Source organism: Bradyrhizobium sp. CCBAU 25338, from assembly GCF_028128965.1.
Classification (GTDB): domain Bacteria; phylum Pseudomonadota; class Alphaproteobacteria; order Rhizobiales; family Xanthobacteraceae; genus Bradyrhizobium; species Bradyrhizobium liaoningense.
In genome coordinates this window covers 389,471-412,026 of sequence record NZ_LFKY01000003.1, presented here as the reverse complement: position 1 = coordinate 412,026, position 22,556 = coordinate 389,471, and the positions used below count along the sequence as shown (strand labels likewise).

Annotated in this window: 24 protein-coding genes and 1 tRNA gene; 9 read left to right on the top strand and 16 right to left on the bottom strand. The window is 64.4% G+C overall.

Annotation, left to right across the window (positions count from 1 at the left end; all coding sequences use genetic code 11):
• Nucleotides 1-43 precede the first annotated feature (43 nt).
• Nucleotides 44-1,405: an AmpG family muropeptide MFS transporter gene (locus ACM42_RS07185; protein WP_271527229.1), complete on the bottom strand. Its 1,362-nt coding sequence runs from the start codon at nt 1,403-1,405 to the stop codon at nt 44-46.
• Nucleotides 1,406-1,594: 189 nt separating this feature from the next.
• Entirely contained in the window at nt 1,595-2,794 is a 1,200-nt protein-coding gene (locus ACM42_RS07180) for a DNA recombination protein RmuC (RefSeq protein WP_271527228.1), read from the bottom strand.
• A 171-nt stretch (nt 2,795-2,965) separates the two neighbouring features.
• On the opposite strand from ACM42_RS07180, the gene def reads away from it, so the two are divergent.
• From def to ACM42_RS07160, 4 genes are all read left to right on the top strand, one after another.
• A complete protein-coding gene (def, locus tag ACM42_RS07175) occupies nt 2,966-3,493 on the top strand; it encodes a peptide deformylase (RefSeq protein WP_271527227.1) in 528 nt (175 codons plus the stop codon).
• A 140-nt stretch (nt 3,494-3,633) separates the two neighbouring features.
• Nucleotides 3,634-4,557, top strand: a complete 924-nt coding sequence (fmt, locus tag ACM42_RS07170) for a methionyl-tRNA formyltransferase (protein WP_271527226.1) — start codon at nt 3,634-3,636, stop codon at nt 4,555-4,557.
• A complete protein-coding gene (truA, locus tag ACM42_RS07165) occupies nt 4,557-5,294 on the top strand; it encodes a tRNA pseudouridine(38-40) synthase TruA (RefSeq protein ID WP_271527225.1) in 738 nt (245 codons plus the stop codon). The genes fmt and truA overlap by 1 nt, the downstream gene beginning before the upstream one ends.
• 23 nt (nt 5,295-5,317) lie before the next feature.
• Nucleotides 5,318-5,653 (top strand): GIY-YIG nuclease family protein, encoded by a 336-nt coding sequence (locus ACM42_RS07160; protein WP_271527224.1) that lies wholly within the window; start codon nt 5,318-5,320, stop codon nt 5,651-5,653.
• A gap of 141 nt (nt 5,654-5,794) precedes the next feature.
• Here ACM42_RS07160 and dapE read toward each other — a convergent pair whose 3' ends face one another.
• From dapE to rpmH, 10 genes are all read right to left on the bottom strand, one after another.
• A complete protein-coding gene (gene dapE, locus ACM42_RS07155; protein WP_271527223.1) occupies nt 5,795-6,961 on the bottom strand; it encodes a succinyl-diaminopimelate desuccinylase in 1,167 nt (388 codons plus the stop codon).
• A gap of 10 nt (nt 6,962-6,971) precedes the next feature.
• Nucleotides 6,972-7,817 (bottom strand): 2,3,4,5-tetrahydropyridine-2,6-dicarboxylate N-succinyltransferase, encoded by an 846-nt coding sequence (dapD, locus tag ACM42_RS07150; protein ID WP_271527222.1) that lies wholly within the window; start codon nt 7,815-7,817, stop codon nt 6,972-6,974.
• 180 nt (nt 7,818-7,997) lie between these two features.
• Nucleotides 7,998-8,684 carry a pyrimidine 5'-nucleotidase gene (locus tag ACM42_RS07145; protein WP_271527221.1) on the bottom strand — a complete coding sequence of 229 codons (687 nt, stop codon included), beginning with the start codon at nt 8,682-8,684 and terminating at the stop codon, nt 7,998-8,000.
• Between the two features lie 14 nt (nt 8,685-8,698).
• Nucleotides 8,699-9,685, bottom strand: a complete 987-nt coding sequence (locus ACM42_RS07140) for a DUF1036 domain-containing protein (protein ID WP_271527462.1) — start codon at nt 9,683-9,685, stop codon at nt 8,699-8,701.
• Nucleotides 9,686-9,882: 197 nt separating this feature from the next.
• A complete protein-coding gene (gene argB, locus ACM42_RS07135) occupies nt 9,883-10,770 on the bottom strand; it encodes an acetylglutamate kinase (protein ID WP_028176345.1) in 888 nt (295 codons plus the stop codon).
• A gap of 107 nt (nt 10,771-10,877) precedes the next feature.
• On the bottom strand, nt 10,878-11,243 hold the full coding sequence (locus tag ACM42_RS07130) for a DUF423 domain-containing protein (protein WP_271527220.1): 366 nt from the start codon (nt 11,241-11,243) through the stop codon (nt 10,878-10,880).
• The gene (yihA, locus tag ACM42_RS07125) at nt 11,243-11,896 is read right to left on the bottom strand and encodes a ribosome biogenesis GTP-binding protein YihA/YsxC (protein ID WP_271527219.1); all 654 of its coding nucleotides are present in this window, start codon (nt 11,894-11,896) and stop codon (nt 11,243-11,245) included. Before yihA ends, ACM42_RS07130 begins: the two co-directional genes overlap by 1 nt.
• Nucleotides 11,897-12,048: 152 nt before the next feature.
• Complete coding sequence (gene yidC / locus ACM42_RS07120; protein ID WP_271527218.1) at nt 12,049-13,899, bottom strand: membrane protein insertase YidC; 1,851 nt, start codon at nt 13,897-13,899, stop codon at nt 12,049-12,051.
• Nucleotides 13,900-13,915: 16 nt separating this feature from the next.
• Nucleotides 13,916-14,302: a ribonuclease P protein component gene (gene rnpA / locus ACM42_RS07115; protein WP_061879588.1), complete on the bottom strand. Its 387-nt coding sequence runs from the start codon at nt 14,300-14,302 to the stop codon at nt 13,916-13,918.
• Nucleotides 14,303-14,328: 26 nt separating this feature from the next.
• Nucleotides 14,329-14,463, bottom strand: a complete 135-nt coding sequence (rpmH, locus tag ACM42_RS07110) for a 50S ribosomal protein L34 (protein WP_008542748.1) — start codon at nt 14,461-14,463, stop codon at nt 14,329-14,331.
• A 407-nt stretch (nt 14,464-14,870) separates the two neighbouring features.
• Here rpmH and ACM42_RS07105 point away from each other — a divergent pair, with 407 nt between their 5' ends.
• The 3 genes from ACM42_RS07105 (at nt 14,871) to queD (ending at nt 17,125) form a co-directional block, all read left to right on the top strand.
• Nucleotides 14,871-16,313, top strand: a complete 1,443-nt coding sequence (locus ACM42_RS07105; RefSeq protein ID WP_442868905.1) for an ATP-binding protein — start codon at nt 14,871-14,873, stop codon at nt 16,311-16,313.
• Between the two features lie 295 nt (nt 16,314-16,608).
• Nucleotides 16,609-16,685, top strand: a tRNA-Arg gene (locus ACM42_RS07100).
• Nucleotides 16,686-16,768: 83 nt separating this feature from the next.
• The gene (gene queD / locus ACM42_RS07095) at nt 16,769-17,125 is read left to right on the top strand and encodes a 6-carboxytetrahydropterin synthase QueD (protein ID WP_271527216.1); all 357 of its coding nucleotides are present in this window, start codon (nt 16,769-16,771) and stop codon (nt 17,123-17,125) included.
• 86 nt (nt 17,126-17,211) lie between these two features.
• Here queD and ACM42_RS07090 read toward each other — a convergent pair whose 3' ends face one another.
• From ACM42_RS07090 to ACM42_RS07075, 4 genes are all read right to left on the bottom strand, one after another.
• On the bottom strand, nt 17,212-18,261 hold the full coding sequence (locus tag ACM42_RS07090; protein WP_271527215.1) for a phosphatase PAP2 family protein: 1,050 nt from the start codon (nt 18,259-18,261) through the stop codon (nt 17,212-17,214).
• 201 nt (nt 18,262-18,462) lie between these two features.
• Nucleotides 18,463-19,254 carry a phytanoyl-CoA dioxygenase family protein gene (locus ACM42_RS07085; RefSeq protein ID WP_271527214.1) on the bottom strand — a complete coding sequence of 264 codons (792 nt, stop codon included), beginning with the start codon at nt 19,252-19,254 and terminating at the stop codon, nt 18,463-18,465.
• Nucleotides 19,255-19,495: 241 nt separating this feature from the next.
• Entirely contained in the window at nt 19,496-19,861 is a 366-nt protein-coding gene (locus tag ACM42_RS07080) for a BA14K family protein (protein ID WP_271527213.1), read from the bottom strand.
• A 120-nt stretch (nt 19,862-19,981) separates the two neighbouring features.
• Nucleotides 19,982-20,308 (bottom strand): hypothetical protein, encoded by a 327-nt coding sequence (locus ACM42_RS07075; protein ID WP_271527212.1) that lies wholly within the window; start codon nt 20,306-20,308, stop codon nt 19,982-19,984.
• A 336-nt stretch (nt 20,309-20,644) separates the two neighbouring features.
• Between ACM42_RS07075 and ACM42_RS07070 the strand changes: the two genes are divergently transcribed.
• Both ACM42_RS07070 and ACM42_RS07065 read left to right on the top strand, forming a co-directional pair.
• Nucleotides 20,645-21,310: a class I SAM-dependent methyltransferase gene (locus ACM42_RS07070; protein ID WP_271527211.1), complete on the top strand. Its 666-nt coding sequence runs from the start codon at nt 20,645-20,647 to the stop codon at nt 21,308-21,310.
• 13 nt (nt 21,311-21,323) lie between these two features.
• The gene (locus ACM42_RS07065; protein ID WP_271527210.1) at nt 21,324-22,367 is read left to right on the top strand and encodes a zinc-binding dehydrogenase; all 1,044 of its coding nucleotides are present in this window, start codon (nt 21,324-21,326) and stop codon (nt 22,365-22,367) included.
• Nucleotides 22,368-22,556: the final 189 nt, after the last annotated feature.

The window sequence follows — 22,556 nt, the reverse complement described above, 5'->3', positions numbered from 1 at the left end:
ATTGCTTCGCTTCGCCCGCAATGACGAACGAGAGAGGTGAGTTCTACACTCGCACCTGCTCCAACGTGTCGAAATGGTCACGCTTCTGCAAGTAAGCCAGCAGCATCAAACTGGGGATGGCGACGAGGACGGAGATCGCGAAGAACATCGGCCAGCCCGTCGCCTTCGCCAGATAGCCCGCGCCCGATGACAGGTAGGTGCGTCCCACGGCGGCGAGCGCCGTCAGCAGCGCATATTGGGTCGCGGTGTGCAGCGGGTTCTGGCACAGCGCCGAGAGATAGGCGACGAAGATCACGGTGCCGATGGCGTTGCAAAAATTGTCGGAGGTGATTGCGAGGGTCAGCGCCCATTCATTGACGCCGACGAGTGCCAGCCACGAGAACGACAGGTTTGAGATTGCCTGTACGATGCCGCCGATCCACAGGCTCGTTGCGAGCGAATAGCGCCGTGCCACGAAGCCGCCGGCAAACCCTCCGGCCAAGGTCGCTGCGATGCCGACGCCCTTCACGATCACCGCGTAGTCGTTCCGCGTGAAGCCGATGTCGATCACGAACGGCACGGTCATGTTGCCGGAGAACGCGTCGGTGAACTTGAACAGCACGACGAAGGCAAGCGCCGCCCATGCTTCCTTGCGGCTCAGGAATTCCGAGAACGCGCCCATCGCGGCATGGAACACCCGCATGAGCGCGTCCTCGTTCTGCGTGGCCGCCTCGGCGCGCTTGGATTGTGCGGGCTCGGTGGCGGCCAGCGCCGTCACCGTGCCAATCAGCACCAGAGCCGCCATCACCACATAGCCCCACATCCAGGCGGCGCCACGCGGGACGATCGCCTCGAAGCCGGTGACGATGAACAAGGCGCCCGCGGTCGATATCAGCATGCCGATGCGATAGGCCGCGACATAGGCGGCCATGCCGGCGGCCTGCTCGCTTTCGGGCAGGCTCTCGACGCGGAATGCATCGACGACGATGTCCTGCGTCGAGGACATCGTCGCGACCAGGAGCGCACCAAGCGCAACGAACAGCGGCGAGCGCGCCGGATCGGTCAGCGCCAACAGCAGGATCGCGCCGATCAGCAGCAGCTGCGAAAACACCAGCCACCCACGCCGGCGGCCGAAGGTGCGCGTGAAGAACGGGACATGCAGCGCATCGACCAGAGGCGCCCACAGGAACTTGAGCGTGTACGGTGTTCCAACGAGTGCAAAGAGCCCGATCGTTCCGAGATCGACCCCCGCCTCGGCCATCCATACCAGCAGCGTCGATCCCGACAGCGCCAGCGGCAACCCCGACGAGAAGCCGAGAAACAGCACGATCAGCACCCGCGGCTGCAGGTAAACGGCAAGGCTGTCGCGCCAGGAGGGCGCAGGGGCCGAGCTTGCGGCGGGCGAAGTCGCGTCGGGTGCGGTCATGGGGCGGTGTTAGCAGATTCTGGAGGAAAAGACTCTTGCGAGCTCGGTGGGGCGGATGCTCTCTCCACCTCTCGATGTCATCGTCCGCGAAGGCGGACGATCCAGTAATCACCAGCGCCTCGGTTAATCGCGACCGCCGCGGCATACTGGATGCCCCGCCTGCGCGGGGCATGACAGCGCGCTAGGATTCTACTCCCCAGCCTGGAGCTTCCGCGGGAACAGCTCCGGCGCGGCTGTCGCAACCAGCCGCGGAGCCTCCGGCGTGTCGCTCTTGCTGAAATCGAGCTCCTCGATTCGTCCCGCGCGCTTTTCGATCTTGTCCGCGGAGATCAGCACCTGGCGGACGTCCTCGTTGACGTCGGCAAAATGCTTCTGCAGCTTCAGCACGCGGTCGCGCAGCCGGCCCAAATCGTCGCCGAGCTTGATCACCTCGGTGCGGATCTGGTCGGCGGCATCGCGCATGCGCGCGTCCTTCATGATCTGCTGCATCACCTGGATTGCGAGCATCAGCAGCGAGGGCGACACCAGCACGACGCGGGCGCGATAGGCCTTCTGGATCACGTCGTCGAAACCGTCATGGATCTCGGCGTAGACCGATTCCGACGGCACGAACATCAGCGCCATCTCCTGGGTCTCGCCGGCGACGAGATATTTTTCTGCGATGTCGCTGACATGCTTCATCACGTCGCCGCGCAGTCGTTGTGTGGCGATTCGCCGTTCCTCGTCGGTCCGGGCGTCGTGCAGCGCGGTCATTGCTTCCAGCGGAAATTTGGCGTCGATGCAAAGCGGGCGCTGATCGGGCAGGAACACGACGCAGTCCGGGCGCTTGCCGGTGGAGAGCGTGAACTGGAACTCGTAGGCACCCTTCGGCAACCCGTCCTGGACGATCGCCTCCATCCGCGCCTGGCCGAACGCGCCGCGCGACTGCTTGTTGGCCAGCACGTCGCGCAAGGTGGTCACCTGGGTGGTGAGGTCGGTGAGGTTCTTGTGCGCGCTGTCGATGATGCCGAGCCGCTCGTGCAGGGCGCGCAGGCTCTCCATGGTGTTGCGGGTGGAGTGTTCCATGGACTGGCCGACGCGGTGGGTCACCGAATCCAGCCGCTCGTTCACCGCCCGCGCCATCTCGGCCTGACGGCCGGCCAGAGCCTGGGTCATGGCATCGACCCGGCCCGACGACTCGCTCTGCGCCCGCAGCACCTCGCTCAAACGTTCCTCGAGCTCGTCGGCCCGGATGGCGTTGGCCATGGCGAGTTCCGCGCCGCGCCGCCCGGATCGCGCGATCACGACCGCAATCACCACCAGCAGGATGAGAACCAGGGCGCCGAAGCCGATCAGCGCGTCCACGACGCGCACCGGCCACTCGCCGAGGATGAAGATGATGTCGTTCATGCCGACCCTTCTAGCCGATTCGCCATGGCGCACGAACGAATAGCGAACATTTTTGGTGAATGCTCCGTTAATTGTTATGGTTAACGAAACCTGAAGTTTTATGGTTAGCGGAGGGTTAACGGGGTTCCTGGCCGCATTGACCGCATCCGGCGAGCGTCTTAAATCGCGGCCATGGCCCTACGAGAAATCATCATCCTGCCGGACAAGCAGCTGCGCCTGGTCTCCAAGCCGATCGAGAAGGTCACGTCGGAGATCCGCAAGCTTGCCGACGACATGTTCGAAACCATGTACGACGCGCCCGGCATTGGCCTCGCGGCGATCCAGGTCGCGCAGCCCTTGCGCCTGATCACCATGGACCTCGCCAAGCGCGACGAGAGCGGCGAGACCAAGCGCGAGCCGCGCGTCTTCATCAATCCCGAGATCCTCGCTTCCTCCGAGGAACTCTCGGTCTACGAGGAAGGCTGCCTCTCGATTCCCGAATATTACGAGGAGGTCGAGCGCCCCGCGAAGGTGCGCGTGCGCTTCACCGATCTCGACGGCAAGGTGCACGAGGAGGACGCCGAAGGCCTCTACGCCACCTGCATCCAGCACGAGATCGACCATCTCAACGGCGTCCTGTTCGTCGACTACCTGTCGAAGCTCAAGCGCGACCGCGTGATGAAGAAGTTCGAGAAAGCCGCCAAGCGCGCGGCGGAGTAGGCCACGTCCTCCGCCGTCATGCCCGGCCTCGTGCCGGGCATCCACGTTCTTTGTCGCTCCGAGCAGGAAGAACGTGGATGGCCGGGACAAGCCCGGCCATGACGAGTACCTTGCTCGTTTTTCGAGGATTGTCTCGCCACATGCCCCTTCGCCTCATCTTCATGGGCACGCCCGATTTCTCCGTGCCGACGCTGCTCGAGCTCGTCGCGCACGGCCACGAGATCGTGGCGGTCTACACCCGCACCCCGAAGCCGGGCGGGCGGCGCGGCCTGCAATTGCAGCCGACGCCGGTCGAGGAAGCTGCGCGAAAGCTCGGCATTCCCGTGCTGACGCCGAAGACGCTGAGGACGCCGGAGGCACTGGAAGAGTTTCGCGCATTCGATGCCGATGCCGCCGTCGTCGTCGCCTACGGCATGATCCTGCCACAGGCGATCCTGGATGCCCCCAGGCTCGGCTGCTATAATCTGCACGCTTCGCTGTTGCCGCGCTGGCGCGGCGCCGCGCCCATCAACCGCGCGATCATGGCCGGCGATGCCGAGAGCGGCGTGATGGTGATGAGGATGGATGTCGGCCTCGACACCGGCGACGTCGCCATGGCCGAGCGCATCGCGATCACCGACAGCATGACTGCGCTCGATTTGCACGATCGCCTGTCCCGGCTGGGTGCCGATCTGATGGTGCGCGCGATGGCCGCGCTCGAACGTGGCGAGCTCCAGCTCGAGAAGCAGGGCGAGGACGGCGTCACCTACGCCGCCAAGATCGAGAAGGCCGAGGCGCGGATCGACTGGACCAGACCGGCGCGCGCCGTGCTGCGCCACATCCACGGCCTGTCGCCGTTTCCCGGCGCCTGGAGCGAGCTTGAGGATGCGCGCGTCAAGATCCTGCGCTGCGAGCTCGCGCAAGGCGCGGGCGAGCCGGGCGCGGTGCTCGACGACCTCCTCACCATTGCCTGCGGCGAGGGCGCGATCCGCATCATCGAGCTCCAGCGCGAGGGCAAGGGCCGGATGCAGGCCGCCGACTTCCTGCGCGGCGTGCCCGTGAGCCCGCCGATGCGGTTCGGTTGATGCCCCGCTACAAGCTCACCATCGAATATGACGGCGCGCCGTTCTTCGGCTGGCAGGTGCAGGAGACGCTGCCGTCGGTGCAGGGCGCGCTGCAGGCTGCGGTGAAGGCGATGACCGGGGCGGATCTGCGCGTGCACGGCGCCGGCCGCACCGATGCCGGCGTGCATGCGCGCGGCCAGGTCGCCCATGTCGACGTCGACAAGCAGTTTCCGCCGGGCCGTTTTCGCGACGGGCTCAACGCGCATCTGCGCCCGCATCCGATCGCGGTGCTCGAGGCGGAGATCGTGCCCGACGATTTCGAAGCGCGCTTCTCGGCAGTCAAGCGCCACTACCGCTATCGCATCGTCAACACCCGCGCCAATCTCGCGCTCGACGCCGGCCACGCCTGGCGCGTGCCGCGCAAGCTCGATGCCGACGCGATGCACGCGGCGGCGCAGCGCCTGCTCGGCAAGCACGATTTCACCACCTTCCGCGACACCGAGTGCCAGGCCAAGTCGCCCGAGAAGACGCTCGACCAGCTCGACGTGCTGCGCGACGGCCGCGAGATCACGATTCTCACTTCGGCGCGCTCGTTCCTGCACAGCCAGGTGCGCTCGATGGTGGGATCGCTGGTCTGGGTCGGCGAGGGGCGCTGGACCGCCGACGATCTCTCCGCCGCCCTCGCAGCCCGCAACCGCGCCGCCTGCGGCGTCGTCGCCCCGCCGGAGGGACTGTATCTGATGAAGGTGGATTATTAGCGGCTGATGCCGACACAGGCGTCGTGGCCGGGCTTGTCCCGGCCATCCACGTGCGTCAACATGCAACCATGCATGGCGGATGGGTCTACATCCTGGCGAGCGCGCCGAATGGCATTCTGTATGTCGGTGTGACCAGCGACCTCATTCGTCGCATCTACGAGCATCGAAATGGACTCGTGCCTGGCTTCACCAAGAAGTACGGCGTCAAGCTGCTCGTTTATTTCGAGCGCTATGACAACATTCAAACCGCAATCCAGCGCGAGCACAACATCAAGCATTGGTCGCGGACGTGGAAGGTCAGGCTGATCTTGAAGGATAATCCGGAATGGCAGGATCTCTACGACACGATTGTCCAGTGAGGTGACCCAAGCTCTCACCACATCGTCATGGCCGGGCCTGTCCCGGCCATCCACGTTCTTTCTTGTCAGCGGGCGGCAAAGAACGTGGATGCCCGGGACAAGCCCGGGCATGACGGCGGAGGGTTTGGCAGCGGTTCGCGACTACCCGAAATACCGCGTCAGGATCCCGCGATACACCTTCGTGAGCTTCTCCAGATCCGTCACCGGCACGCGCTCGTCGACCTGATGCATGGTCTGGCCGACCAGGCCGAACTCGATCACGGGGCAATAGCTGGAGATGAAGCGCGCATCCGAGGTCCCACCGCTCGTCGACAGCTCCGGCTTGCGCCCAGTCACCTCCTCGATCGCGGACACCGCAAGTTCGGTGAAGGGGCCGGGCTTGGTCACGAACACGTTGGAGTTCGACGGCTCCCAGACGATGCGGGCCTTGATACGGTTGCCGCAGGCCTTGGCGAGGCGGGCCTCGACCAGCTCGCGCAGGCTCGCCTGCGTGTGGTTGTCGTTGTAGCGGATGTTGAATCTTGCGCGGGCCTCGCCGGGGATGACGTTGAACGCCTTGTTGCCGACGTCCACTGACGTGAATTCGAGATTGGAGGCCTGGAACTGCGCGCTGCCGTGGTCGAGCGGCTCGTCGGAGATCGCCACGATCAGCCGCGAAATGTCAGGCACAGGATTTGATGCGCGGTGCGGATAGGCGACATGGCCCTGCACGCCGTCGACATAGAGCGTGCCGGATTGCGAGCCACGGCGGCCGACCTTGATGGTGTCGCCGAGCGTCTCGACATTGGACGGCTCGCCGAGCACGCAATGGTCGAATGTCTCGCCGCGTTCGGCGGCCCATTTCAACAGCTTGACGGTGCCGTTGACGGAGACGTCTTCCTCGTCGCCCGTGATCAGGAACGAGATCGAACCTTTTCCGTCCGCACGCGGCTTGCCGCCATTGGCCGCGAGATGCTCCAGCACCGCAGCCACCGAGCAGGCGATGCCGCCCTTCATGTCGACCGCGCCGCGGCCGTGCAGGACACCGTCCTTCACCTCACCGGAGAATGCGCCGACGCTCCAGGCACTCTCGTCGCCAGGCGGCACCACGTCGGTGTGGCCGGCGAAGGTGATGTGCGGACCTTCCGTGCCGATCCGCGCGTAGAGATTTTCGACGTCGGCGGTGCCCGGCTCGCTGAAGGTTACGCGGTGGCAGGTGAAGCCGGCTGCGGTCAGGGCTTTTTCAAGCACACCGAGCGCGCCGGCATCGGCCGGGGTCACCGAGGGGCAGCGGATGAGATCGCGGGCAATGGACAGGGCATCGGTCATGCGCGTCGGATCAATCCCGCAGCAGCTCGTTGATGCTGGTCTTGGACCGCGTGCGTTCGTCGACGCGCTTGACGATCACGGCGCATGCGGTGCTCGGGCCGATCTGGCCGTTCTTCATCGGCTTGCCGGGCAGCGCGCCGGGCACCACGACGGAATACTCCGGCACTTCGCCCATGAAGATCTCGCCGGTCTCGCGGTCGACGATCTTGGTCGAGGCGCCCAGGAACACGCCCATCGCCAGCACCGCGCCCTTGCGCACGATCACGCCTTCGGCGACCTCGGAGCGCGCGCCGATGAAGCAATCGTCCTCGATGATGACGGGCTCGGCCTGCAGCGGCTCGAGCACGCCGCCGATGCCCGCGCCGCCCGAGATGTGCACGCGCTTGCCGATCTGCGCGCAGGAGCCGACGGTGGCCCAGGTGTCGACCATCGTGCTCTCATCGACGTAGGCACCGAGATTGACGAAGGACGGCATCAAGACGACGTTCTTGGCGATGAAGGCCGAGCGGCGGACGATGGCGCCCGGCACCGCGCGAAAACCGGCGTCGCGAAAACGGTTCTCGCCCCAGCCCTCGAACTTCGATGGCACCTTGTCCCACCAGGTCGCCTTGCCGGGGCCGCCGGGAATGACACCCATGTCGTTGAGGCGGAAGGACAGCAGCACGGCCTTCTTCAGCCACTGATTGACCTTCCACTTGCCGTCCGCGCCGCGCTCGGCAACGCGCGCCTCGCCCTTGTCGAGGATCTCCAGCGACTGGTCCACGGCCTCGCGCACCTCGCCCTTGGTCGTGGTCGAGATGCCGTCGCGCGCCTCGAAGGCGCTGTTGATGCTGGATTCGAGGGCTGCAAGGGACATCGGAATTTCCTCTAGGGAGCAGGAATTTTGGTGGATTGGGGCGCTTTTTCGGGATTTGGAAAGGTCAAGTCAAGCGCACATTCGCCTCTGCCGGGCTTGTCCCGGGCATACTCCACCGTCGTTCCGGATCCGCCCTTCGGGCGCCCGGGAATGACGATGCCTGGTTGACCCGCTATGGCCTCACCGCAGCGCCGCCAGGAACCCCGTCAGATCGTCCGTGACGTGGTCGACATGGGCGGCGTCGCGGCCCTCCAGTTCCCAGTCCTCGCGCACCACCTCTTTCGTCCCATCCGGTACCACCAGCACCGTGGTCATGCCGAGCTGGTGCGGGACGGCGAGGTTGCGGGCGAGGTCCTCGAACATGGCGGCGCGGGTCGGATCGACCGCATGCTGGCTGAGGAATTTCTGGTAGGTCTGCGGCGCCGGCTTGGGCTCGAATTCGGCGGCGATGATGTCGAACACGCCGTCGAAATGCGAGGCGAAGCCGAGCCGCGCCAGCACCGCGTCGACATGGTCGACCGAGCCGTTGGTGAGGATCAGCTTGCGGCCCGGCAGCTTTGCGATGGCAGCGCCGAGCGCCGGATTCGGCTCCAGCGGCGAGTGGTCGATCTTGTGGACGTAGGCGAGATAGTCGTCGGCGGAGACGCCATGCAGGGTCATCATGCCGCGCATCGTGGTGCCGAAGCGCCGGTAATAGTCCTTCTGGATCGCCCGCGCTTCCTCCGGGCCGACGTTCAGCCAGCTGCAAACGAACTCCCCGATCCGCGCATCGACCTGCTGCCACAGATTGACGTGATGCGGATAGAGCGTGTTGTCGAGGTCGAACACCCAGGTGTCGACATGCGCGAAGGTGCGGGGCGGGGTCATCACAGCTCTCTCACTCACGGCACCGCAAAGCGCAGCGTCTTGCCGCCGCTCGACATGTCCACGGCGCCAAAGCCCGTCGGCGTAAATCCGCGCGCGCCGCAATCGGTCTGCTCGCTCGTCTCGAACTTGGTCTCGCGCGTGCAGAGCTGCCTGTCGCCGCCCCAGTTCAGCGGCCGATCCTTCAGCTTGACGATTCGGTTGTCGGCGTCGACCGCTTCCGCGAAGCTGAAGATCTGCTTGGGCTGGCCGGTCACATCGGGGTGCAGGCAGGTCTTGGGATCGATGCGATACCAGCCGCGGCTCGTCACGGACTTGCCGTCATCGGTCGCGATCGCGGCCATCACCCTGTGCGGCGTGTCGTTGCACCAGGTGAGGCCGGTCGCAGAGGGCGTCTGCACGGCGTCGACCATGGTCTTGAACAGGTTCGGCGAGGCCACGACGTCCGACGGCAATCCGCGGCTCTTCAGGAAGGCGGCCAGCGCGGCTTGCGTCTTCGGCCCGTCGACGCCATCGATCGGCGCTGCGTCGTAGCCTGCGATCACCAGCAGCCGCTGGATGCCGGCGAGGCGCGCCTGCTCGTCGTCATATTCGGAATCCTCGGCGAGATAGGCAACGAGGTTGCCATCCGCCCCTTGCGTCGGAGTCACTTGCGTGAACGCGGCCTGGGTCTGGCCGCTGCGGCATTGTCGCGCCGCGGCGATGACGAAATTGTCCTGTGCGACGCACAGCATGTCGCGGCCGCTCTGCGGGATCGGGGAAGCGCCGTAGACGCCGAGCGCGCGGGCATTGAGCAGGATGCGGTCGGCCGTCAGCGTGCCCTGCACCACCACGCGGCAGCTGGCGGGATCGATCCTGAACCAGCCGCGCGTCGCGGTCGCCGCCTTGTCGTCGATGCCGATCGCGGCCTCCACGACATAGGACATGCGGTTGCAGATCTTGAGGTCGGCAAAGGCCGGCGCGGAGGAGAACAGGAACGAGACGATCGCTGCCGGCAGCGTCATCAGGAAGCGCGTGAGAGGCGGGCGGCTGGTTCGTCGTTCTCTCCATTCGTCATGGCCGGGCTTGTCCCGGCCATCCACGCGTTTGCCAAGAGAGGAAAGGTCGTGGATGCCCGGGCCTTCGCCGCGCCGAAGCGGCTTCGGCCGCGCAGGCGGGACAAGCCCGGGCATGACGGCTTTCGTGCGTGGCGTCTTCCGCGTCACTTGTGGATCAGCGTGCCCGTGCCCTGGTTGGTGAAGAGCTCGAGCAGCACGGCGTGTGGCATCTTGCCGTCGATGATGACGACGCCCTGCACGCCCTGCTCCAGCGCGTAGATGCAGGTCTCGACCTTCGGGATCATGCCGCCCGAAATGGTGCCGTCGGCGATCAGCTTTCGCGCGTCCTTGACCGAGAGCTGCGGGATCAGCTTCTTCGACTTGTCGAGCACCCCCGGTACGTCAGTGAGCAGCAGGAGGCGCTTGGCCTTCAGCGCGCCCGCGACGGCGCCCGCAAAGGTGTCGGCGTTGATGTTCAGCGTCTGCCCGTCTTGCGAGGTCGCGAGCGGAGCCAGCACCGGGATCAGCTCGTAGCCGATCAGCTGGTTGAGCAGCGTGAGGTCGACCTTCTCCGGGTCGCCGACGAAACCGAGATCGATCGCCTTCTCGATGTTCGAGCCCGGATCGACGATGGTGCGCGTCGTCTTCGACGCCTTCACCATGTTGCCGTCCTTGCCTGACAGCCCGACGGCCTTGCCGCCCGCTTCGTTGATGTAGCCGACGATCTGCTTGTTGACGGAGCCGGCCAGCACCATCTCGACGATCTCGATGGTCGCAGCATCGGTGATGCGCAGGCCGGCGGCGAATTCCGAGACGATGCCGAGGCGCTTGAGCATGGTCGCGATCTGTGGGCCGCCGCCATGCACCACCACCGGATTGATCGCGGTCTGCTCCAGCAGCACGATGTCGCGGGCAAAGTTCTTCGCAGTTGCCTCGTCGCCCATGGCATGGCCGCCATATTTGATGACGATGGTTTCCTCGTCATACTGCTGCATGTGCGGCAGCGCTTCGGACAGGATGCGGGCCTGGTCGAGCGGAGAGATGTCGGTCATGTCGCGGTCTCGCTGGCGGGACGGTCGGTGCGCGTTCTATCCGATTGCCGGGCGCGGCGCAAAGTGTGGCGTTCCTTTTTACCCTCCAGGGGAGGGTAAGAGGCGCGCTACCTGTTCGCCGCGACCGCCGCCAGCGTCACCGCGAGCCAGCTCGCAATCATCACCATTCCACCCGTCGGCGCCGCGTAGGGAAACAGCGCGTGACCCGCATATTGCCGCAAGGTGAGGTCGCCCGCGAACAGCGCGGCGCCGATCACGAAGCCGAACGTGGCAACGAGGCAAATTCCGCCATGCAGAAGGCCGCGCGCGAGCAGCGCGACGGCGGCAAGTATGGCTGTTGCATGAAACAGCAGCATGGCGCTCGCCGACGCCAGCCGGCTCGCATCCGCGCCGTGGGCGGAGGCGGCGGCCAGCGCGACGCCGGCGGCGCCCATCATTCCGGCAAGCCCGATCAGGAGGCGATGGGCCACCATTACTTGCTCCGCTCTTCCAGGAGCTTCGCCATCGCGGCGCGCAGGCTCTCCATGCCGGTCGAGCTGCGCGACGAGGTCGCGAGCACGGTCGGGAACGCGGCCGGATGCTTGGCCAGCGCGGCCTCGGTCTCGGCGATGCGCGCCTGCAGCTCGGAGGCCTTCACCTGGTCTGTCTTGGTCAGCACGATCTGGTAGCTGACGGCGGAACGGTCGAGCGTCCCAAGCACTTCAAGATCGACGTCCTTGAGGCCGTGCCGCGCGTCGACCAGCACGTAGACGCGCGCCAGCGAGGCGCGGCCGAGCAGGAATTTGTGGATCAGCTCGGTCCAGGACGCGACCTGGCTCTTCGGCGCCTTGGCATAGCCGTAGCCGGGCATGTCGACGAGGCGCAGGTCGCTTTTCCCGGGCACCTCGAAGAAGATCAGCTCCTGGGTGCGGCCCGGCGTATGCGAGGTGCGCGCCAGGCCATTGCGCCCCGTCAGCGCGTTGATCAGGCTGGACTTGCCGACATTGGAGCGGCCGGCAAAGGCGATCTCCAGCCCCGCCATCGGCGGCAGCGTGGCGATCGAGGGCGAGGCCCAGATGAACTGCCAGTCGCGGGCAAACAGCTTTCGCCCGGCCTCGATCAGCTTGTCGTCTGACTTGTCTGTCATATGAAAGTCTATCCTCGCGTCATGGCCGGGCTTGTCCCGGCCATCCACGTCCGTCCGCATGGCACCCTCCAAAACGTGGATGCCCGGGACAAGCCCGGGCATGACGATGTGGAGGCATTTGCGCCCGCATGACCGGGAACGCTCGCGTGAGGCTACGTCGCCTTCCGCGCGAACGTCGCCTTGAGATTGTCGAACAGCTCCACCTTCACGCCGTTGCGGCGCATGATGTAGCTCTGCTGGATTACCGAGAGCAGGTTATTCCAGGCCCAGTAGATCACGAGGCCCGCCGGGAAGCCCGCCAGCATGAAGGTGAAGATCAGCGGCATCCAGTTGAAGATGAGCTGCTGCGTCGGATCCGGCGGCGTCGGGTTCAGCTTCATCTGGAACCACATCGTGATGCCCATGATGATCGGCCAGATGCCCAGCGCGAGGTAATGGCCGAACACCGGGATCGTGGTCGGATCGAACGGGAGCAGCCCGAACAGGTTGAACAAATTGGTCGGATCCGGCGCCGAGAGGTCCTTGATCCAGCCGTAGAACGGCGCGTGCCGCATCTCGATGGTGACGAACAGCACCTTGTAGAGCGAGAAGAACACCGGGATCTGGATCAGCACGGGAAGACAGCCGGCGACCGGATTGATCTTCTCCTTGCGGTAGATCTCCATCATCTCCTGCTGCTGCTTCACCTTGTCGTCGGGATAGCGCTCCTTCAGCGCCATAAGCTGCGGCTGGATCGACTTCATCTTCGCCATCGAGGCGTAGGACTTGTTCGCAAGCGGGAAGAACAAGAGCTTCACGATCACGGTCACGAGCAGGATCGAGATGCCGAAATTGCCGAAGAAACGGAAGAAGAAGTCCAGCCCGAGGAACATCGGCTTGGTGATGAAGTAGAACCAGCCCCAGTCGATCAGCAGATCGAAATGATTGAGGCCGAGCTCCTTGTTGTAGCCGCCGAGCCCGGCGAACGGGAACACGCCGACGACGCCGGCTTCCTTGGCGCCGGCGAACAGCCGCGCGTTCGCCGTGCCGGTGCCGCCGATCGGGACGGTGACGGGATCGAGCAGGTAGTCGGTCTGGTAGGTGTGGACGTTGCCGACCGGGTTCGACGAGAAGCGCGCCTGGAGCTGGGCATTGGTGTCCGGCAGCAGCGCCGAGGCCCAGTACTTGTCGGTGATGCCGAGCCAGCCATTGGTGACCTTGAAGTTCACCGCCTTGGCTTCGTCGATCTTCTTGTAGGCGTATTCCTGCAAGCCCTGGTCGCCGAGATAGCCGATCAGGCCCTCGTGCAGGATGTAATAGCCCGACACCTGCGGCGCGCCGTGGCGCGAGATCAGCGCGAACGGATAGAGCGTGACCGGCGCGTTGCCGACATTGCTCACCTCGTCCTTGACGGTGAAGAGATAGTGGTCGTCGACGGCAATGGTGCGGCGGAAGGTGAGGCCCTCGCCGTTGTCCCATTTCAGCACCACCGGCGTCGTCGGCGTCAGGCTGCCGCTGCCGTCCTGCTGCCAGACGGTCTGGGCATCGGGCATCTTCGCTGTCACGCCCGTCGCCGCCACCCAGCCGAACTCGGCGTAGTAGGGCTCCGCTGTGCCCGAAGGCGAATAGAGGACGATCGGCGGCGACTTCGGGTCGACCGTTTCGCGGAATTGCACCAGCGCGATGTCGTCGATCCGGCCGCCCTTCAGCGAGATGCTGCCGGCGATGCGCGGGGTTTCGATCTTCACGCGCGGGCTGGCTGCAATGGCGGCCTCGCGGGCGACGACCGGCTGGGCCTGCTGGCTCGCGCCCGGCGTTGCCGGCTGGGTCACGCTGCCCGGCTGCGGCGCGGTGCCGGGTGTCGCCGAGGCCGTCGGCTGCGGCGTGGTCTTCTGGAGCTCGGTCTGCGCCTGCTGCTGGGCGCGCTGCTTCTCCATCTGCGGCACGTTGTAGAAATACTGCCAGGCGATCAGCACCAGGCCGGACAGAATGACGGCGAGGATGGTATTGCGATTATCGGTCATCTCGAATGTCTCGTCATCAATCCGGTTTGCGGCTGGCAGCGGGAGCGGGGCCGGGCCTCTGGCCGCGCGCTTTGGCCGTATGCCGCGCGGGCTTCGTGAACGCTATGCGCAGATCGTCGAGCATGGTGGCGAAGTCGCGCGAGAGCGCGTCCCTTCGTCCGACTAGCACATAGTCATGATGAGGCTGCATCGACACCGGATCGAGCCGCTTCACCAATTCGCGAAGCCGGCGCCGGATGCGATTGCGCTCTGGGGCGTTGCCGTTCTTTTTGGTGACGGTGAAGCCGATCCGGATCGGACCAAAGTCATCGCGGCGACGGCTTTGCAGGACGAACGCGGGACTATTCACCCGCGCGCCATTGGCAACGGCGAGGAAATCCGCCCGCTGCCTCAGCCGATCCATGATGAAATCCCAAAAGGGAGGCCGACTCAGGCGCTCAGACGCTTGCGGCCGCGGGCGCGGCGGGCGGCGAGGACCTTGCGGCCGCCGGCAGTGGCGAGGCGGGCGCGGAAGCCGTGACGGCGCTTGCGCACCAGTTTGCTGGGTTGATAAGTCCGCTTCACGGGTTTTTCTCCGCTGACCGGGCAATTTGCCTGTAGAATTGATGGTAAAGTCCGGAAGATGCGGCCCAAAACGGGCCTTTTTCCGGCCCCAAGAGAGCCGCTCCCGGTGTCGCACCGGGTCATCGCGGACAATTTGCGCGGCTTATAAGGGAGCGTCTTCTTTTCGTCAACGCCGCACAAGCGCGCGATTCCGGTGAATATCGCTGTTTGTGCGGGGTTTTTAACCCTCGAGGTGGCGACTCGCGATATCAGCGCATACATCCCACCTCGGTAGATTAGCGATCCGTAATTTGACCGCACTCCGGGCGGGCCGCATCCTCCATCAGCCAAGGCCAACAGGGGCGAATTTCGTGGTAGCCACAGATCGCCAGCCGATCCAGGATCTGGATCAGCCGGACCAGCCGGCGATGCGCCCCCGCGGGACGCGCGGGCTCGGGCTGTCTGGCAAGCTGTTGCTGCTCACCATTCCCCTGGTGATGATCGCCGCCGTGCTGCTCTACGTGCCGGCCATCGCCAATTTCTGGGTCAACCGGCTGAACGACCGCGTTGCGGCGGCCAACACGGCGGCGCTGGTGCTGGATGCGGCGCCGCTCGGCATGGTTCCCGATTCGCTGTCGCGCCAGATCCTGAAAAGCATCAACGCCCGTGCCGTCGCCATCAAGATGGGCCAGCAGCGCCGTCTGCTCGCCAGCGACAACATCCCGTCCGCCCTCGAGCATGACATCGACCTGCGCGACATGACGGCCTGGGAGGCGATCACCGGCTCGTTCCGGATGATGCTGGAGACCGGAAACCAGGCAATTCGCATCGTCGGACCCGGGGTCGGCAATGCCCAGTTCATCGAGATCGTCACCGACGAGCTGCCGCTGCGGCAGCAGATGTACCGCTTCTCCCGCAACCTCGTGGTGGTCGCGCTGATCATCGCGGTGCTGACTGCGGGTCTCGTCTATCTCGCGCTCCATTATCTCTTCGTACGGCCGATGCGGCGGCTGACGGCGAGCCTTGTCGGCTTCCATGAGAACCCCGAGAGTTCGGCCGGGATCATCGTGCCGAGCCAGCGCAGCGATGAGATCGGGGTAGCCGAGCGGGAATTGTCGGACATGCAGCGCGATCTGATGTCGATGCTGCATCAGAAGAGCCGGCTCGCCGCCCTCGGCCTCGCCGTCTCCAAGATCAATCACGATCTGCGCAATCTGCTCGCCTCGGCCCAGCTCCTGTCGGACCAGCTCGCCAGCGTGCCGGATCCGCGGGTGCAGCGCTTTGCGCCCAAGCTCGTGCGCTCGCTCGAGCGCGCCATCGCCTTCTGCCAGTCGACATTGTCCTACGGCCGCGCCCAGGAGGCCGCGCCCGACCGCCGAATGATCCTGATCGAGCCGGTCGTGATGGAGGTGCGCGAGACCGCGGGGCTCGCCAACGATGTCTCGATCGCCTGGGTCGCCGCGATCGAGCGCGGGCTTGCGGTCGATGCCGATCCCGACCAGCTGTTCCGTGTATTGCTCAACCTCGTCCGCAACGCCGCCCAGGCGCTCGAAAGCCACGCCTCGGGTGAGGGCCGCGTCCAGCAGATCCGGATCACCGGGAAACGAGAAGGCGCCGTCGCGATCATCGAGGTCTCCGACACCGGCCCCGGCGTCCCCCAGAGGACGAGGGAGCACCTGTTCGAGGCGTTCCAGACCTCCGGTCGCCCCGGCGGCAGCGGGCTGGGCCTTGCCATCGCCGCGGAGCTGGTTCGCGCCCATGGCGGCGACATCCACCTGGTCGAAGGCACTATCGGCGCCACCTTCCGGATCGTCATCCCCGATCGCCCCGTGGAACTGCTCTCCATCCGCAACGAGCGGGCCAGGGCGTAGCCGGCCAGCGGCCGAGTGAACGAGCGGGGCGATCTCCATTCCTTCCGTCATTCCGGGACGACCCGAAGGGTCGGGCCCGGAATCCATAACCCCCGTTGGTGGTTATGGATTCCGGGCTCGCGACTTCGTCGCGCCCCGGAATGACGAACAGAGGTGCGGAAATGCCCCAAAATACCGGCGAGCCGGACCTTGCCAATCGGGAAAAGAGCGGTTAGTCAGAGCGCTCTTTCGCACCCCTCCCGGTCCTCCGGGAGCTGCGTCGCGGGTCATGCCCGCTATCGCTGTTTGCGAAAATGCGCCCGTAGCTCAGCTGGATAGAGCATCAGACTACGAATCTGAGGGTCGGACGTTCGAATCGTTCCGGGCGCGCCATTCTTCGACGCAGGTGAGGACAAGGCAGCATCTGGTCGCCAGACCGGGCCGAGACCGGATGGCCACGCCGTGTGAGGAGCTGGATGAGGATATCGCAGGCGTTCAAGTTCGAGGCGGCGCATCGGCTGCCAAATGTGCCCGAGACTCACCGGTGCAGCCGGCTGCATGGCCATTCCTATCGGGTCGAGGTCCAGCTGGACGGTCCGGTGGACCCGCACACCGGCTTCGTCGCGGACTTCTTCGATATCGAAAAATGCTTCGCCGACATCATGGGCGCGCTGGATCACCAATGCCTGAACGAGGTCGAAGGGCTCGAGAATCCAACCGCCGAGAATATCGCGGTCTGGATCTGGGATCGATTGAAGCCGGGCCTTCGGCAGCTATCGGCGGTCCGGGTCTATGAGACGGCAGACTGCTGGGCCGAATATCAGGGGCGGTGACGACAGCTCTTGTTCCACCGGCAGTTTCAGCAAACGCTCGCGCTCGGTCTCTGCAATGCCGGCCAGGTGAGCGCGACCCGGCGACGTCAACTCAATCGGGACCTGCTGGCCGGCGACGACGTTGCGCAGCGCCGCTCGTGGGCCGTAGCGGATCTTGGATTCCGCTGCCCCATGGAATCCCAGGCGCGAACTGCGATGATGGCAACGACAGACAGGAGGCTGCCCGCAATCACGTCGATGATGTAGTGTCCTCCTACAGGAACGGTTGAAACGAGCATCAGCGCGTTGAGAGGGATCGTCGGCCAGCGGAGCAAGGGGATGGAGATCCAGTGCCATCCCAACAGAATCGCTGCGGCCGCGTGAAAGCTTGGAAAGGTGATGATTCCATCGAGCGTCGTAAGCTCGATGACATTCAAGCTGCCATCGCGCACGGCAAGCAAGGGTGGAGCGAACAGCCAGGCCGCCACAATCCGGACTTCGGGAAAGTCCTTGGGATCGAGTTGATAGTAGAGATAGCCGCCCAGAGCAGGCGCGAACGGGAAGATGAGAACCGTCGCGGCCAGCGTGATCGACCAGACGAGCGTGAACTGCATTCCTTTTTCATGATGGCCGAACAGGAAGAGCAGCAGCATCAGCAGCGGACATTGATAGTGGAGACTGGCATACGCAACGTTGAGAACGAACATCAACCTTTGCTGGTCCATCATGGATTTGACGAGGCTTCGCCAGTCGATCCCGACCGCCTGATCCAGGGAAATCAGTGTCGCGTCGCGCATTGGCAGGTTCGTGCTCGCGAGCACATAGCTCAAAGCCGTCAGGAGGATCGTCACGAAGCCGATCTGGGCGGTTGCCGTGAGCCACCCGGAGATTCTCAGCCAGCCCTGCCTTTCGATCAGCCAGGCAGACGCGAGCAAAACCGCGTTTGACGTGATCGCCAGGAGTCCACTTCCAAGTGCGATTCCGAAGCTGAGCAGATTGCAGGCGAAGAGCAGACCAACCAGACCTGCGGCAACGATGAACCAGATTGCACGTTCGCTGCGCCCTGAAGCGGGCAGCTCAACATCACAATCCTGGGTTTGAGGTTGTCTCGGCGCGGTGAAATCGCGGACGCCATTTGCGAGGTCCGGGAGTGGCATCTTTACGCCCTGCAATACAATTATACATTGTATGCATAGTGCGATGTTCTTAATTGATTGTAACCATATAGTTGCAATTTAGGAATCTGATTCCTTTAAGTAGTTGCTCTCTCAGTTGCGAATGAGGTCCCCTGAAACGGGCGGAACTGGTACGCGTGCCGCAACATCCGGGACCGCTCGGCGGTCCCGGATCTCGTCCGGCTACAACGCCAGCCCGCAAGCCTGCCGGATCGCGATCTGAACCGGCGAAGGTGGCAACGCCGGATCGAACTCACCCTTCGGCAGCAGCGGAGGCTGTGCCATGAAGCGCGGCCGTTTCCCGCGATGTGGTTGCGCGGCATGAACCAGGAACGGATGGCACAGATAGACGCTGCCTGCCGTGCCGGTCGCCAGTTCAACCTCGCAAGCCGCCGTCGAGGCGTAGTTCTCGGCAGAGAGCTGCCGGAGCGTCGCGCCTGCGTCGCCATGGGGCAGCAGCTCCCGCGCGATGGCAGCATGCGAGCCTTTCCGGATCCTCGTGGGTGCATCGTCCGGGCCAACGTCCGAGAACAGGAAGAGCATCAGCAATGCGCGTCCGCTGCTCTTCACATTGGCACGCCACTCCATGAAATCCGGATCGGTGGTGCCAAAGCTCATGTCCACGTGCCAGCCATCATCACCAGGGGATTCCGCTGAGGGGAAGCGGATCGGAAAGGTCCCGAGACCCCTGGGCGCAAGCCAGCGCCCTTCGCCCACGAGTTGATCGTAGGCTCTGTGCAGGGGCGGCGCATTCGCGGCTTCAATGAATGGGGGCGAAGCTTTGGAGCCCACCCGGACAACGGGTTGAGTCCAGTTTTCGGGTTGGTCCGGCGACAGACCAATATCCGCCCACAGCTCTTCCCTGCATTGCTTTGCAAGCTGGGTGCTGAAGGCATTCTCGATCTTGACGAAACCGTCGTCGATGAAGTTCTGGACCTGACGGGGCGTCAGGCCAACCTGTTCGGCCTTGGGCATTGCACATTCTCCGCTCGGCTACAGCATCAAGCGCAGCCGGTTTGATCTGATTGGCGCAGACGCGCCGGAACGACTCTCTGCCGTTCAGATCAGCGGGAAGAATGTGGACATGAACATCATGGTGGGAACGTATACCGCCGCGGACCGTCGAATCAAGATACGCTGGTCCCCCGTTGGAATTGCCCTCGAGCTCGGGCAGCCTCTCGCTGCGCGATGAGGCTGCCGCAGCTTCACGTGCGCGTCAGGGGCAGGGGTGGCGTAGACCATCGCGGCCCAGATAGGTCCCTGAGCCGGGATCGTAGGATCGATAGCGCTGCGCACAATAGGACGCGGCGTTGGCTTGAGCCTGGCTACTGGCGATTGCGCCGCCGATGATCGCGCCCGCCGCGAGGCCGCCAAGTACGGCTGCGCCGTTACCGTAATGCCCGCGATGGTGCCCGTAATAACCATGCCCATGTCCGTGCCAATGCCGGTACTGGACCTGCTGCACGCCTGAGTCAGAACCGGGGTTCGCGATCGGCAGCGGCGCCGCGAGCACCGGTGAAGCAGCCGTCGAGAGCATCGCTCCAGCGACCGCGAGGACGGCGAAAGTTCTACACATTGTCATGTCGCGCTCCATGTTGCTGAGGATGCCGGAGCAACGGCGGGTTGCCCGCTCCGTTCCTTCAGCGCGGGGCAAAATGGTTGGTCTTAAGGATGCAGGCGGAACAATATGGAGCTCAGCCTTTCACCGCAGGCCCTGTTCATCGATCAGAATGCGGTGGATCTCGATGCGCTCCGGCAGCTCGATCAGGAATTCCGCATCGCGCGCGAGATGATGGACCTTGGTCGGCTCGCCCTTGGTGAAAGCCGTCATGGCCTCGATGTCCGGCCAATAGGAGATGGTCGTGAACCAGGTCTCCTCAGCACGGTCCTCGCGCAACTGCTGCACGCCGAGTGCGGTCTTCAACAGCGGCGGAATGCCCTCAGCCTGCAGATAGGCCTGGTAGGCGTCAGCGAGGTCGCGGCGGGTCCGGCCGCGCCAGATGCGGGCGATGGTCGGTTTGGTCGGCATGGTGGATTCCCTTGGCAATGACAAATGATCTTGCGTACGAGATCGGCAATCCTTCTCTTCAGCATGAACGCGATGTTCGCATTCTGGTTGCATGCGCATCTATGTCATGTTTTCCGACGGTCGCGCCGGGAACCTGGTGCCGGTCGCCTCGATGTGCTGTAGCGTCTCCGTGTTCGGCGGCGGATCGGTGACGCCGCCGCGGCACGATTCGCTGGTCATTGATCTGAAACAATGATGGCGCTCGGGCCAAATGCTAGGGCGAGTCGTAGTTCACGGCGCAAGGCTCCCCAGGCCACTAAAAGACAATCTTCGCGCGTGATGGAATCCGAGGGCTCGATGGGACGACTACTGAATATTGTGACGCCGCTGCATACGGCGACCAAGCGCGACTACATGGCCCGCATGAACGACGACAAGATCGTCTGCTCGCTGAAAGCGCGGGAATACGAGGCCGATTATTGGGATGGCGACCGCCGCTTCGGCTATGGCGGCTACCGCTTCATCGAGGGGCGCTGGGCGCCGGTCGCCAGGGCTCTGATCGAGACCTATGGTCTGAAGGACGGCTCCAGCGTGCTCGATGTCGGCTGCGGCAAGGGCTTTCTGCTCTACGAGATGCAGAAGATCCTGCCCGGCTTGAAGGTCGTCGGCTTCGACATCTCCAAGCACGGTCTCGCACATGCGCACGAGCAGGTGAAACCCTACCTCTTCAACTATCGCGCCCAGGACGTCTATCCCTATGGTGACGACAGTTTCGATCTCGTCATCTCGCTCGGCACCCTGCACAATCTCAGGCTGTATGAGCTCGAGGCGGCGGTCAAGGAGATCGAGCGGGTCGGGAAGAACAAGTACATCATGGTCGAGGGCTACCGGAACGTCGCCGAAATGCACAACCTCGAATGCTGGGCGCTGACGGCGGAGTCCATTCTGCATACGTCGGAATGGATCTGGCTGTACGGCAAGCTCGGCTACACCGGCGATTACGAATTCATCTATTTCGAGTGACCGGGCGCTGCTGATGGATATCAAGACTGCCAAGGCGGCAATCCTCGTCGAATCCGGCAAGCCGCTGGTCGTCGACGAGTTCACCCTGCCTGATACGCTCGAGCACGGCCAGGTGCTTGCGCATGTGCACACCTCGAGCATCTGCGGCGCGCAGATCAACGAGATCGACGCCGTCAAAGGCGTCGACAAGTTCCTGCCCCATCTGTTGGGGCACGAGGCGCTGGCAACCATCATTGAAACCGGCCCCGGCGTCGTCTCCTGCAAGCAGGGCGACACCGTCGTCATGCACTGGCGGCCGGGCAAGGGCATCCAGTCCAACACACCGGTCTATTCCTGGCGCGGCAAGCGACTCAATGCGGGCTGGGTCACCACCTTCAATGAATATGCCGTGGTCTCGGAGAATCGCGTCACGCCCGTTCCCGCCTCGATCGATCGCACCAGCGCGCCGCTGCTCGGCTGCGCGGTGACGACCGCGCTCGGCGTCGTCAACAACGATGCGCAGATCGCCATCGGCGAAGCCGTCGTGGTGTTCGGCGTCGGCGGCGTCGGATTGAACATCGTGCAATTCGCCGCGATGGTCGGCGCCTGGCCCGTGATTGCGATCGACCGCCTCGACAACAAGCTGGCGATGGCGAGGGATTTCGGCGCCACCCACGCCATCAACTCCGAGGCGGTGAAGGATGTGGCCGCCGAGGTTCGCTCCATCACGGGGGCCGACGGACCCGACAAGGTCGTCGAGACCACCGGCGTCAAGAACTTGATCGAGCTCGCCTACGAGATCACGGCGAAGAAAGGCCGCTGCATCCTTGTCGGCGTGCCCCGCGAGAAGGCCGAAATCTATACGCTGCCCTTGCACTTCGAGAAGGTGCTGAAGGGCTCGGAAGGCGGGCAATGCCAGCCAGCGCGCGATATCCCGCGCCTGGTTCGCCTGAGCGATGCCGGCAAGGTGAGCTACCGCGGCATCGTGACCCACGAGTTCGCGCTCGATGACATCAACGATGCGCTGGACCTGATGCGCAGCGGCACGTCGGGACGGATCCTCCTGAACATCAGCTGATCGCCGCGCCCAGGTCGACGGCCTCACCTCACGCAATCAGACCCCCCTGCCGGGGCAAGGCGGCACCGGTCGCCGGCATAGCCATGCCGCCAGGTCTTATGGCTTCGCGCCGCGCGCCGTAACCGCCGGTTAACCATGGATATTTACGGTGCAGCAAGCCTCTGAGCTATGACTGTCAGTTGATTTCGA

Coding starts and splice junctions, on each gene's coding strand:
- ACM42_RS07185 (WP_271527229.1), bottom strand. CDS start 1,405: ATGACCGCACCCGACGCGACTTCGCCCGCCGCAAGCTCGGCCCCTGCG.
- ACM42_RS07180 (WP_271527228.1), bottom strand. CDS start 2,794: ATGAACGACATCATCTTCATCCTCGGCGAGTGGCCGGTGCGCGTCGTG.
- def (WP_271527227.1), top strand. CDS start 2,966: ATGGCCCTACGAGAAATCATCATCCTGCCGGACAAGCAGCTGCGCCTG.
- fmt (WP_271527226.1), top strand. CDS start 3,634: ATGCCCCTTCGCCTCATCTTCATGGGCACGCCCGATTTCTCCGTGCCG.
- truA (WP_271527225.1), top strand. CDS start 4,557: ATGCCCCGCTACAAGCTCACCATCGAATATGACGGCGCGCCGTTCTTC.
- dapE (WP_271527223.1), bottom strand. CDS start 6,961: ATGACCGATGCCCTGTCCATTGCCCGCGATCTCATCCGCTGCCCCTCG.
- dapD (WP_271527222.1), bottom strand. CDS start 7,817: ATGTCCCTTGCAGCCCTCGAATCCAGCATCAACAGCGCCTTCGAGGCG.
- ACM42_RS07145 (WP_271527221.1), bottom strand. CDS start 8,684: ATGACCCCGCCCCGCACCTTCGCGCATGTCGACACCTGGGTGTTCGAC.
- ACM42_RS07140 (WP_271527462.1), bottom strand. CDS start 9,685: ATGACGCTGCCGGCAGCGATCGTCTCGTTCCTGTTCTCCTCCGCGCCG.
- argB (WP_028176345.1), bottom strand. CDS start 10,770: ATGACCGACATCTCTCCGCTCGACCAGGCCCGCATCCTGTCCGAAGCG.
- ACM42_RS07130 (WP_271527220.1), bottom strand. CDS start 11,243: ATGGTGGCCCATCGCCTCCTGATCGGGCTTGCCGGAATGATGGGCGCC.
- yihA (WP_271527219.1), bottom strand. CDS start 11,896: ATGACAGACAAGTCAGACGACAAGCTGATCGAGGCCGGGCGAAAGCTG.
- yidC (WP_271527218.1), bottom strand. CDS start 13,899: ATGACCGATAATCGCAATACCATCCTCGCCGTCATTCTGTCCGGCCTG.
- rnpA (WP_061879588.1), bottom strand. CDS start 14,302: ATGGATCGGCTGAGGCAGCGGGCGGATTTCCTCGCCGTTGCCAATGGC.
- ACM42_RS07105 (WP_442868905.1), top strand. CDS start 14,871: ATGCGCCCCCGCGGGACGCGCGGGCTCGGGCTGTCTGGCAAGCTGTTG.
- queD (WP_271527216.1), top strand. CDS start 16,769: ATGAGGATATCGCAGGCGTTCAAGTTCGAGGCGGCGCATCGGCTGCCA.
- ACM42_RS07090 (WP_271527215.1), bottom strand. CDS start 18,261: ATGCCACTCCCGGACCTCGCAAATGGCGTCCGCGATTTCACCGCGCCG.
- ACM42_RS07085 (WP_271527214.1), bottom strand. CDS start 19,254: ATGCCCAAGGCCGAACAGGTTGGCCTGACGCCCCGTCAGGTCCAGAAC.
- ACM42_RS07080 (WP_271527213.1), bottom strand. CDS start 19,861: ATGACAATGTGTAGAACTTTCGCCGTCCTCGCGGTCGCTGGAGCGATG.
- ACM42_RS07075 (WP_271527212.1), bottom strand. CDS start 20,308: ATGCCGACCAAACCGACCATCGCCCGCATCTGGCGCGGCCGGACCCGC.
- ACM42_RS07070 (WP_271527211.1), top strand. CDS start 20,645: ATGGGACGACTACTGAATATTGTGACGCCGCTGCATACGGCGACCAAG.
- ACM42_RS07065 (WP_271527210.1), top strand. CDS start 21,324: ATGGATATCAAGACTGCCAAGGCGGCAATCCTCGTCGAATCCGGCAAG.